Source organism: Ensifer sp. LC163 (assembly GCF_001695855.1).
GTDB lineage: Bacteria > Pseudomonadota > Alphaproteobacteria > Rhizobiales > Rhizobiaceae > Ensifer.
The window spans coordinates 125,746-137,165 of the sequence record NZ_MBSS01000056.1 but is presented as its reverse complement, the minus strand read 5'-3'; the positions used below and the strand labels follow the sequence as shown (position 1 = coordinate 137,165).

Genomic DNA, 11,420 nt, shown 5'->3' with positions numbered 1-11,420 from the left:
TCAGGCGCTTTGGCGCGGTCGGATGACGCAGTCGCCGACCTGATCGAATTCACCCAGTTCTTCGGCGTGACGCTGCCCCCATTCGCAAAGGGCGAGCAGGACCGGCTCAAGACTCTGTCCCAGAGCCGTTGCCGAATATTCCACTCGGGGCGGCACTTCGCGAAAGATCTCGCGATGGACGAGGCCGTGTTCTTCCATCTCGCGCAGTTGCTGGATCAGCACTTTCTGGCTGACGGCTGGCACCAGCCGTCGCAACTGCGAGAGTCGCCTCGGACCGTCGAACAGATGATAGAGGATGACTGCCTTCCATCGGCCGGAGATCACCTTGAGCGCTCGCTCGGATGGCAGTGACGGCAGTCGCTTGATGATATCGACCATAGTTACCAACAGGTCAGTATGGAACAAAAGGGTGTGTAGAGCTGACCCGGAGCGTAAGGCTAATTTCAGATCGAAGCCAATCAAATTAGGTGGAGATCCATGAAAGCAATCCAATATCGCTCCTTCGGCGGCCCCGAAGTGCTTCGACTCGTCGACATGCCGACGCCAGTGCCCAAGCGCGGCGAAGCCCTGGTGCGAGTTGAGGCGGCCGGGCTCAACTTCTTTGAAGTTTTGATGCGGCAGGATCGATATGCGGTCACGCCTGATTTGCCGATGGTGCCGGGCGTCGAGGTGGCGGGTGTTGTCGAGGCGCTGGGCGAAGGCACGCAGACGGTCGCGATTGGCGCCCGTGTTGCGGTGCCAATGTTCGCCTTCGCGCGCGGGGTGGGTGGCTGCGCCGAATATGTCGCCATCGATGCTGGCGCACTCGTGCCGATCCCTGACGACGTTTCGTTCGAGGTGGCGACAGCGCTGATGATTCAGGGGCTGACGGCGCTTCATCTCGTTCGGCAAAGCGATCCCCGGGGCAAGACCGTGCTGGTGTCAGCTGCCGTCGGTGGCGTCGGCTCGCTGCTCATTCAGCTTGCAAAGGAGGCGGGTGCTAAAACGGTTATCGCGCTCGCGGGCGGCAGCGAGAAGGTTGCGTTCGCGCGCACGCTTGGCGCGGACCTTGCGATCGACTACCGGGCGGCGGATTGGCAGGCGGCGCTCGGGGTGCGTCCGGCGGGTGGGCCCGTCGAGACGATCTACGACATGGTGGGTGGATCCTTCACTAAGTCGGCGCTTGGCGTTCTGGCGCCAGGCGGCGACCTCGTGTTCGGCGCGATGGGCCGCTTCGAACTCGAAGCAGCCGATATCGAACAGGTGCTGTCGGCCAATCAGTCTCTGCGTGGGTTCGCCCTATTGCCGTTGCTCGCGCCTTCAGCCCTGAAGGCCGACCTCGGCGATCTGTTCCGTCGCGTCGAAAACGGGAAGCTCAAGGTCCACGTGGGCGGTCGGTTTCCGCTGGGACAAGCGGCAGAGGGGCACCGCGCCATGGAAACGCGAAGCACGATCGGCAAGATCGTGCTCGTACCGTAGTCCATGGAAGAGAGCGCTGTTTTACCGCGGCGGGGCGTCAGGTCAGCATCCTGCCTATCAGCCGCTGACAGCGCTCCGCCATATAGTCGATCATCAGCCGCACCTTCGGATCCTGGAAGCGCTTGTGCGGATAGATCGCGGCCAATTGCACGCCGAGCGGCGGTGTCGCCGCCAGGATTGGTACCAGTTCGCCGGTATTGATGTGGCTCTTCACTTCGAAAAGCGGCTTGTTGATGATGCCGCGCCCGTCGAGCGCCCATTGCGTCAGCACATCGCCGTCATCGGAATCGTACGGTCCGGTCACTTCAAATTTCCTGACGCCCTCCGGCGTCTGCAACGTCCAGAAGTATTCCTTGGACCCGGGGTAACGCAGCAGCAGACAGTCGTGTTTGTCGGCGATGAGATCGTCCGGCGTCTGCGGTATCCCGCGTTTTTCGAAGTAGGCGGGTGCGCCGCAGACGACCCGCTCGCAATTCATGATGCCGCGCATGCGCAGGTTCGAGTCTTCGAGAATGCCAAGCTTGAAGGCGACATCGACCCCTTCCGACAGGATGTCGACGTTGTGGTCGGAGAGCCGCAGCCGCACCTCGATATCCGGATACTTGTCGTGAAATTCCGGAATGCCCGAGGCGATCAGCCGCCGACCTATCCCTAGCGGAGCGGTAATCTTCAGCGCGCCCTTCGGATTGTGCGACAGATCCGCGATGGCATTTTCCGCCTCGTTGACCGCTTCGAGGATCTTGACGGCTCCGTCGTAGAACACACGACCGTGTTCCGTCGGGGTCAGCTTTCGTGTCGTTCGATTGAACAGCCGAACGCCCATGTGGCGTTCCAACTCTTTGATTCTATTGCTGGCAACCGCCGGCGTTACGCGCTGATCACGACCAGCCGCCGACAGTGTTCCAAGCTCTACGACGCGTACGAAGACGCGCACATTGTCCAGATATGACATGCCTCCCGATTTCTCCTCCGGGCCTTATGTAACGCATCCATTCCGTCGCGATTTTATAGTTTTTTTTGAAAGTGTTGGTGAAGCAGCGACGTTCCCGCGACCTCCAGCAATGACACATAATGCGCCACGGAGAAATGGGAGAATTGCATGTACGAGTATGCCATAGCCTGGGATTGGCTCACCTTTGCCATGAGATGGCTGCATGTCATCACCGGTATCGCGTGGATCGGTTCGTCGTTTTATTTCGTCGCGCTCGACCTTGGCCTGAAGAAAAGACCCGATCTGCCGGTGGGAGCCTATGGCGAGGAATGGCAGGTTCACGGCGGCGGCTTCTATCACATCCAGAAGTATCTGGTGGCGCCATCAAACATGCCGGAGCACCTGATCTGGTTCAAATGGGAATCCTACGTCACCTGGCTTTCCGGTTTCGGCATGCTGTGCATGGTCTACTACGCCGGCGCCGACCTCTATCTGATCGATCCCAATGTGCTCGACGTGTCGAAGACGACGGCGATCGCCATTTCGCTGGCATCGATCGGTTTCGGCTGGCTTGCCTATGACACGATCTGCAAGTCGCCGGCCGGGCGCGACAACACCAAGCTGATGGTGCTTTTGTATTTCATCCTGGTCGCCATGGCCTGGGGCTATACACAGCTCTTTACCGGCCGCGCGGCCTTCCTGCATCTTGGCGCCTTCACCGCGACGATCATGTCGGCCAACGTGTTCTTCATCATCATTCCGAACCAGAAGATCGTCGTTGCGGACCTGATCGCCGGCCGCACGCCGGACGCGAAATTCGGTGTCATCGCCAAGCAGCGTTCCACGCACAACAACTACCTGACGCTGCCGGTGCTGTTCCTGATGCTGTCGAACCACTATCCGCTGGCGTTCGGGACGGAGTACAACTGGATCATCGCCTCGCTGGTGTTCCTGATGGGCGTGACCATCCGCCACTATTTCAATACGCGCCATGCCGACAAGGGCAATCCGACCTGGACCTGGCTTGCGACTGCGCTGCTGTTCATCGTCATCATGTGGCTGTCGACCGTGCCGAAGATCCTGAGCGGTGACGAAGAGGCAAAAGTTTCGGCCGCGCAGCAGCCCTTCGTCACAGCCGAAGCCTTTCCGAAGGTTCGCGATACCGTCCTTGGCCGCTGTTCCATGTGTCATGCCAAGGAGCCCGGCTGGGAGGGGCTGGTCGTGCCGCCGAAGGGCGTGACGCTCGAGACCGATACCGAAATCGCAAATCATGCGCGTGAAATCTATCTGCAGGCCGGCCGCTCGCACGCCATGCCGCCGGCCAATGTCACTGGCATATCCGACGACGAGCGCAAGCTTCTTGTCGCCTGGTATGAAACGGTTGTAAAGGGAGAGAAGGTCCAATGACCGATTTGCTGATCCGCGGCCGCGTGCTGACCTTCGTCGAAGCACCGAAGGGCGTCGACGATACCGCCTCCTATCGCTACTTTGAAGATGGCGCCGTTCTGGTGCGCAACGGCAAGGTTGCCGACATCGGCGAGCATGCGGATGTCGCTCGCCGCGCCGGCACAAACGTCAAGGTTGCCGACCACCGTCCGAACCTGGTGCTGCCGGGTCTGATCGACACGCATCTGCATTTCCCGCAGACGCAGGCGATCGCATCCTATGGCGCGCAATTGCTCGAATGGTTGAACACCTACATTTTCGTCGAGGAACAGAAGTTCCGTCAGCCGGAGCATGCGGAATTCATCGCCGGCCGGTTCATGGACGAGCTGCTTTCCAACGGCACGACCACTGCCGTCGCTTATTGCTCGGTCCATCCCGAAAGCGTCGATGCCTTCTTCGGTGCTGCGGAAGACCGCGGCATGCTGATGATCGGCGGCAAGGTGATGATGGACCGCAATGCGCCCGACGCGCTGCGCGACACGCCGCAACTCGGCTATGACGAGACGAAGCAGTTGATCGGCAAGTGGCACGGCCGCGGCCGCGCGCATTACGCCATCAGCCCGCGTTTCGCCATTACCTCGACGCCGGAGCAGATGGAGATGAGCCGCGCGCTCGTCGCCGAACATCCGGAATGCTACGTGCAGACGCATCTTTCCGAGAACAAGGACGAGATCGCTTTTGCAACATCGCTCTACCCGGAAGCGAAGGATTACACCGACATCTATGCGCGCTACGATCTCCTGACGCGCAAGACGCTGCTCGGGCACTGCATCTATCTGAGCGATCGCGAGATTTCGGTTCTCGCCGAGACGGGCGCTGTCGGCACCTTCTGTCCGACCTCGAACCTGTTTCTCGGCTCAGGCCTGTTCGATCGCGACCGTTTCGACAAGCTCGGCGCGCGCTGGTCGGTGGCAACCGATGTCGGCGCCGGCACCAGCTTCTCGATGCTGGAAACCATGGACGAGGCCTACAAGGTTCTTCATCTGCAGGGCCAGCGGCTTTCGCCGTTCAACTCGTTCTACATGATGACACTCGGCAACGCCCGGGCTCTGGATCTCGAGGACCGCATCGGCTCGCTGCATATCGGCGCCGACGCCGACATCGTCGTGCTCGACAGTCGCGCAAAGCCGTCGATGGAGCTGAGAATGCGCGTGGCCAGCACACTCGCCGAGGAACTCTTCATCCTGCAGACGATGGGTGACGACCGTTCGGTGGCAGAAACCTATGTTGCCGGCAAGCCGATGAAACATCGTGCAGGCACCCAGGCTGCTAAGGTGGGAATTAACGGTAGCCAGGTGCTCGAGACGGTCTGAACCGAAGCTGAAAATCCCCGATCTACGACATGCACGAGCCTCCCCTCCCAAGGGGAGGCTTTTCTGTCAGAGATCTTCCGGGCGCTTGCCGCCCATGGCCCGGGTCAGGGCATCGGCGCGCTCGCGAACGACCGGTCCCAGCACCGAGAGCCTGTCGTCATTGACGCGCACGGATGGTCCCGAGATCGAGATTCCGGCGATCGTTTCCCCATATTCGTTGAAGATCGGCGCTGCCACGCAGCGCATGCCGAGCGTATGTTCCTCGTCGTCGATCGACCAGCCGCGCTGCCGAATTTTCTGAATGTCCTGCAGCAGGGCCGGCAGGTTGTCGCGTGTCTTGTCGGTGAAATGCGCCAGCTCGCGGCCGGCCAGCAGATGCGCGACATCCTTGTCGGCCCATGTCGACAGGATCGCCTTGCCTATGCCCGATGCATGGATTGGCCCACGCCGGCCAGGACGAAAGAAGGCCCGCATCGGGGCATGGCTTTCCACCTGCGAGATGAAAACGACATCTCCACCTTCCTCGATGCCGATGTTGGCGGTCTCGCCGCTTTCTTCCATCAGCTGTTTCAGGAACGGGCGGCTGATGGTGCCGAGCTTGCGGAAACGCAGATAGGCGTTGCCGATCTCAAAGGCCTTGAGGCCGATCGTCCAGGCGCCGGTGTCGGGGTCGTTCATCACCATGCCGTGGTTGGCCAGCGACGTCAGCAGCCGGTGCACGGTCGATGGCGCCATCCCTGTGACGTCGGACAAGTTGGTCAATGTCGAGCCGTCGTTCTCGGCAACGATCGCCAGCAGCGTCAGGCTGCGGTCGAGCACCTGCACGGAGCCGGGCGCTGCATTTTCGCCTGCCTTCCGACCGCGTTTTCCCTTGCCTGTCGCATCCATGATCCATCCTCCAGCCGCCCGAGTCATTCCTATCATCCTCTAGCAGGACCAGGATCGATTGTTTCGAAATTCTTGAAGATGTTTATTTCCGCCTGATGGAAATGCATCCCATTTATATGTTGCATATCGCCATTGATGGGGTATCGTTTCATCAAATAGGAGGAGTTTCCATGGCTAAGATGCGCGCCGTCGATGCGGCTGTTTACGTTCTCGAAAAAGAGGGCATCGATTGTGCCTTCGGTGTCCCCGGTGCGGCCATCAATCCGCTTTATTCCGCCCTCAGGGCGCGCGGCTCGGTTCGCCATATCCTTGCACGTCACGTCGAGGGCGCCTCGCATATGGCGGAAGGCTATACTCGCGCCAAGCACGGCAACATCGGCGTCTGCATCGGCACGTCGGGGCCGGCCGGCACGGACATGATCACCGGGCTTTATTCAGCCTCTGCCGACTCGATCCCGATTCTTTGCATCACCGGCCAGGCGCCTCGCGCCCGTCTGGATAAGGAAGATTTCCAGGCGGTCGATATCGCCAAGATCGCCGCACCCGTCACTAAGTGGGCCGTCACCGTTATGGAGCCGGCGCTGGTGCCCTTCGTCTTCCAGAAGGCCTTTCACCTGATGCGCTCTGGCCGGCCGGGACCGGTCCTGATCGACCTGCCGGTCGATGTTCAGCTCGCCGAGATCGAGTTCGATCCCGAGACGTATGAGCCGCTCGAACCCTACAAGCCGAAGGCGACGCGCGCGCAGGCGGAAAAGGCGATCGCGATGCTGAACGAGGCCGAACGGCCATTGATCGTTGCCGGTGGCGGCATCATCAACGCCGATGCCTCTGACCTGCTGACGGAATTTGCCGAGATCACCGGCATTCCTGTAATCCCGACCCTGATGGGCTGGGGTACGATCCCGGACGACCATCCACTGATGGCCGGCATGTGCGGCCTGCAGACGTCGCATCGCTACGGCAATGCCAGCATGCTCGCCTCCGACTTCGTGCTCGGCGTCGGCAACCGTTGGGCCAATCGCCACACCGGCAACGTCCCGACCTATACCGAAGGCCGCAAGTTCGTTCATGTCGATATCGAACCGACCCAGATCGGCCGAGTCTTCGCTCCGGATTTCGGCATTGTGTCTGATGCCGGCGCAGCTTTGAAGCTTTTCCTCGACGTTGCAACCGAGTGGAAGACGGCCGGCAAGCTGCGTGACTGGTCGGGCTGGGCGGAGGAGTGCCGTGAGCGCAAGCGGACCATGCTGCGCAAGACCCATTTCGACCAGACACCGCTCAAACCCCAGCGTGTCTATGAAGAGATGAATAAGGCCTTCGGCCGCGACACCTGCTATGTCTCGACCATCGGCCTCAGCCAGATCGCCGGCGCCCAGTTCCTGCATGTCTACAAGCCGCGCAACTGGATCAATTGCGGTCAGGCCGGCCCGCTCGGCTGGACCCTGCCGGCCGCCCTTGGCGTGCGTGCCGCCGATCCCGATCGGCCGATCGTCGCGCTTTCCGGCGACTACGATTTCCAGTTCATGATCGAGGAACTGGCGGTCGGGGCCCAGCACAAGCTGCCCTATCTGCACGTCGTCGTGAACAATTCCTATCTCGGCCTCATCCGCCAGGCGCAGCGCGGCTTCAACATGGACTTCGAAGTCAGCCTCGCCTTCGACAACATCAATGCGTCTGAAGACGCGGAGAAGGGTTATGGCGTCGACCATGTCGCCGTCGCCGAAGGGCTCGGCTGCAAGGCGATCCGGGTGCGCAGCCCGAATGAATTCCAGGAGGCTTTCGACCGGGCGCGGGCGCTGATGGACGAGCACCAGGTTCCCGTCGTCATCGAGTTCATCCTCGAGCGCGTCACCAACATCTCCATGGGTGCGGACATCAATGCCGTCGTCGAGTTCGAGGAACTGGCGATCCGCGGCGAGGACGTACCGACCGCGATCGAAGCGCTTCTCGACTGAAAACAATCACAAGGAGGAAACATCGCATGGCGAAGTTCGCTGCGAACCTGACAATGCTGTTTACCGAGGCACCGTTCCTCGATCGTTTTGCCCTTGCTGCAAAAGCCGGCTTCGAGGGCGTCGAGTATCTCTTCCCGTACGAATTCGAGAAGGTGAGCCTGCGCGCCGAGCTGCAGCGCCACGGTCTGAAACAGGTGCTGCACAACCTGCCGGCCGGCAACTGGGCCGGTGGCGAGCGCGGTATCGCCATCCTGCCTGACCGGATCGACGAGTTCCGCAAGGGCGTGGCCAGCGCCATCGACTATGCGACCGCGCTTGATTGCAAACAGGTCAACTGCCTGGTCGGCATTGCGCCGGACGGGGTCCCGGAAGCCGTACTGCGCAGCACCCTGGTCGCCAACCTTAAGCTGGCCGCGAGCGAACTCGGCAAGCAGGGCATTCGCCTGCTGATCGAGCCGATCAACCACTTCGATATTCCCGGCTTCTATCTCAACACGGTCGAACAGGCCGCTTCGATCATCGACGAGGTCGGCAGCGACAATCTCTTCATCCAGTACGACCTCTACCATCAGCAGCGCACGCGGGGCGAACTCATCGGCACCTACAGGCGCTTTGCCGGCCGCATCGCCCACGTCCAGCTTGCCGACAACCCCGGCCGCAACGAACCGGGTACCGGCGAGATCAACTATCCCCACGTCTTCGATGCACTCGAAGAGGCAGGCTACGACGGCTGGATCGGCTGCGAATACAAGCCGCGCACGACCACGGCCGAAGGCCTCGGCTGGCTTGGCGCCGAGCGCAAGCGCACGCAATCCGCAGATATCATCAAGATCAGGAGTTAAGCACAATGGCAACGATCGGCTTTATTGGACTGGGCATCATGGGTACGCCGATGGCACGCCATCTGCAGGATGCCGGACACACGATCATCACCTCGAAGTTCGCGATCCCGCCGCGCCAGGAACTGCTCGACAACGGCCTGAAGTTCGTCGAGACGCCGAAGGCACTTGCCGAGACCGTTGACACCATCATCCTGATGTTGCCCGATACGCCTGAAGTGAAGGACGTGCTCTTCGGCGAGAACGGCGTCGCCTACGGTCTTTCCAAGGGCAAGCTGGTCATCGACATGAGCTCGATCTCGCCGATCGAGACCAAGGAGTTCGCCAAGAAGGTTCGTGAAACCGGTGCGGAATACGTCGATGCGCCGGTCTCCGGCGGTGAAGTCGGCGCCAAGAACGCCTCGCTTTCGATCATGGCCGGCGGCTCGCAGGAGAGTTTCGACCGCGCCCTGCCGCTCTTCAAGCTGATGGGCAAGAACATCACGCTCGTTGGCGATTGTGGCGATGGCCAGGTGACCAAGGTCGCCAACCAGATCATCGTCGCCCTGACGATCGAGGCGGTTTCCGAGGCGCTCGTCTTCGCCTCGAAGGCCGGCGCCGACCCGGCGCGGGTTCGCGAAGCGCTGATGGGTGGTTTTGCCTCCTCGCGCATTCTCGAAGTGCATGGCGAGCGCATGATCAAGCGCACCTTCGATCCGGGCTTCCGCATCTCGCTGCACCAGAAGGACCTGAACCTGGCGCTGCAGGGGGCGAAATCCCTCGGTATTTCGTTGCCCAACACGGCTGCGACCCAGGAACTGTTCAACAACTGCGCCGCCAACGGTGACAGCGGGCTCGACCATTCCGGCCTGGTGCGCGCCTTGGAGCGCATGGCGAACCATCAGGTCGCCTGAGACCGTTGCCGGCCGCATAAATGCGCATGATCCGTCCGGAGACCCATTGCACCGGGCCGATCATGTGTCCGGGCGGCGGTAGGAGGACCCGCCGCCCGAGACGACTACTGCATAATTCCTTAAATCGGAATCGATTTAAGGACAAAATTATGCAGCAACTCAAAGTGTTACAGCGACCTTTGCGCGTCTAAATAGACGCGCGGCGCTGTAAGCAATTCCAGCAAGAGCGCGCAGTAGCTTTGCGTCCGGAGTTGCGAATGACAGGTAGTAGAGCATCGAAGGCGATGCGACATGCTCTCGGGGGAGACCAATGCCAGCCATCACCGATCCACGCAGCTTCCTGGAGACGCTGTTCACCTCTGCTGTTGCCGCTGCCGATCCGGCACTGGTGATCGCAGCCAATTTGCCGGAGCGGCCAAAGGGCCGGACCGTCGTGGTGGGTGCCGGCAAGGGCGCGGCACAGATGGCACAAGCCGTCGAGCGCCACTGGGACGGTCCACTTTCCGGTGTCGTCGTCACCCGCTACGGCTACGGCGCCCAATGCCAACGCATCGAAGTCTTGGAAGCATCGCATCCGCTGCCGGACGAAAGCGGTCTGCAGGCCTCGCGACGCTTGCTCGCCGAGGTCAGCGGACTGTCGAAAGACGATCTGGTCGTTGCCCTTGTCTGCGGTGGCGGTTCGGCCTTGCTGCCTTCGCCACCCCCAGGCCTTTCGCTCGATGATGAAGTTGCCGTCAACCGGGCACTGCTCGCCTCGGGCGCGCCGATCAGCGCCATGAATGCCGTGCGCAAGCATGTCTCGATGATCAAGGGCGGCCGGCTCGCAGCCGCGGCCTACCCGGCGAAGGTCGTTTCTCTCGTCGTATCGGACATACCCGGCGACGACCCGGCACTGGTGGCCTCCGGCCCGACCTTGCCGGATGCAAGCACCCGAGCCGACGCGCTGAAGATCGTTGAGCGCTACGGCTTGCAACTCCCCGAAAAGGTTCTGGTGTGGCTCGCCGATGCGGCAGCCGACGCGCCATCGCCGTCCGACCCGCGTTTCGCCGCCAACGAGGTACGCCTGATCGCATCCGCTTCCGTCTCGCTCGAAGCGGCGGCCGCCAAGGCGCGGGAAGCCGGCATCGAGGCGATCATCCTGTCAGACGCGATCGAAGGTGAGGCGCGTGACGTCGGCAGCGTTCACGCGGCGATTGCCCGCGAGGTCGCAGGCCGCGGCCGACCCTTCCCGAAGCCCGTTGTCGTTCTTTCCGGCGGGGAGACGACCGTGACCATGCGTGGCGCAGGCAAGGGCGGGCGCAACAGCGAGTTCCTGCTGTCCCTGGCGCTCGGCATCGATGGCGCCAAGGGCGTTTCGGCGCTTGCTGCCGATACCGATGGCATCGACGGTTCCGAGGACAATGCGGGTGCCTTTGCCGATGGCACGACCATCGCGCGGCTGACCGAGCAACGGCTCGACGCGGCAGCGTTTCTGCAGCGGAATGACAGCTGGAGCGCCTTCGACGCGCTTGGCGATATCTTCAAGCCCGGGCCGACGGGTACCAATGTCAACGATTTCCGGGCTATCCTGGTGCAATAGCGCGCGAGGATAGAGCTACTAGAGCATTTCCAGGAAAAGTGCGAAGCGGTTTTCCGTCAGGAAATGCGCAAAAACAAAGAGTTATAGCGTTTCTGCGATTCCGTTTAGACCGGAAACG

10 protein-coding genes are annotated in these 11,420 nt (G+C 61.4%); 7 read left to right on the top strand and 3 right to left on the bottom strand.

The features are described from left to right. A complete protein-coding gene (locus BC360_RS26945; RefSeq protein ID WP_065797502.1) occupies positions 1 to 378 on the bottom strand; it encodes a winged helix-turn-helix transcriptional regulator in 378 nt (125 codons plus the stop codon). 99 nt (positions 379 to 477) lie between these two features. On the opposite strand from BC360_RS26945, the gene BC360_RS26940 reads away from it, so the two are divergent. Then, a complete protein-coding gene (locus BC360_RS26940) occupies positions 478 to 1,458 on the top strand; it encodes a quinone oxidoreductase family protein (RefSeq protein ID WP_065797501.1) in 981 nt (326 codons plus the stop codon). 37 nt (positions 1,459 to 1,495) lie between these two features. Here BC360_RS26940 and BC360_RS26935 read toward each other — a convergent pair whose 3' ends face one another. After that, the gene (locus tag BC360_RS26935; protein ID WP_065797500.1) at positions 1,496 to 2,410 is read right to left on the bottom strand and encodes a LysR family transcriptional regulator; all 915 of its coding nucleotides are present in this window, start codon (positions 2,408 to 2,410) and stop codon (positions 1,496 to 1,498) included. Between the two features lie 147 nt (positions 2,411 to 2,557). Between BC360_RS26935 and BC360_RS26930 the strand changes: the two genes are divergently transcribed. Further along, complete coding sequence (locus tag BC360_RS26930) at positions 2,558 to 3,796, top strand: urate hydroxylase PuuD (RefSeq protein WP_065797499.1); 1,239 nt, start codon at positions 2,558 to 2,560, stop codon at positions 3,794 to 3,796. Further along, positions 3,793 to 5,148, top strand: coding sequence for a guanine deaminase (gene guaD / locus BC360_RS26925; RefSeq protein ID WP_065784301.1), 1,356 nt, complete (start codon positions 3,793 to 3,795; stop codon positions 5,146 to 5,148). The genes BC360_RS26930 and guaD overlap by 4 nt, the downstream gene beginning before the upstream one ends. A gap of 66 nt (positions 5,149 to 5,214) precedes the next feature. Here the strand turns inward: guaD and BC360_RS26920 are convergent, their stop codons facing one another. Further along, complete coding sequence (locus BC360_RS26920) at positions 5,215 to 6,036, bottom strand: IclR family transcriptional regulator (protein WP_065797498.1); 822 nt, start codon at positions 6,034 to 6,036, stop codon at positions 5,215 to 5,217. Positions 6,037 to 6,206: 170 nt separating this feature from the next. On the opposite strand from BC360_RS26920, the gene gcl reads away from it, so the two are divergent. From gcl to BC360_RS26900, 4 genes are all read left to right on the top strand, one after another. Beyond that, a complete protein-coding gene (gene gcl / locus BC360_RS26915; protein ID WP_065797497.1) occupies positions 6,207 to 7,991 on the top strand; it encodes a glyoxylate carboligase in 1,785 nt (594 codons plus the stop codon). Positions 7,992 to 8,017: 26 nt separating this feature from the next. After that, complete coding sequence (gene hyi, locus BC360_RS26910) at positions 8,018 to 8,833, top strand: hydroxypyruvate isomerase (protein WP_065784304.1); 816 nt, start codon at positions 8,018 to 8,020, stop codon at positions 8,831 to 8,833. After that, positions 8,803 to 9,723 (top strand): 2-hydroxy-3-oxopropionate reductase, encoded by a 921-nt coding sequence (glxR, locus tag BC360_RS26905; RefSeq protein WP_244512936.1) that lies wholly within the window; start codon positions 8,803 to 8,805, stop codon positions 9,721 to 9,723. Before hyi ends, glxR begins: the two co-directional genes overlap by 31 nt. Before the next feature lie 310 nt (positions 9,724 to 10,033). Further along, the gene (locus BC360_RS26900; RefSeq protein WP_065797496.1) at positions 10,034 to 11,302 is read left to right on the top strand and encodes a glycerate kinase; all 1,269 of its coding nucleotides are present in this window, start codon (positions 10,034 to 10,036) and stop codon (positions 11,300 to 11,302) included. The last annotated feature ends 118 nt before the right edge of the window (positions 11,303 to 11,420 follow it).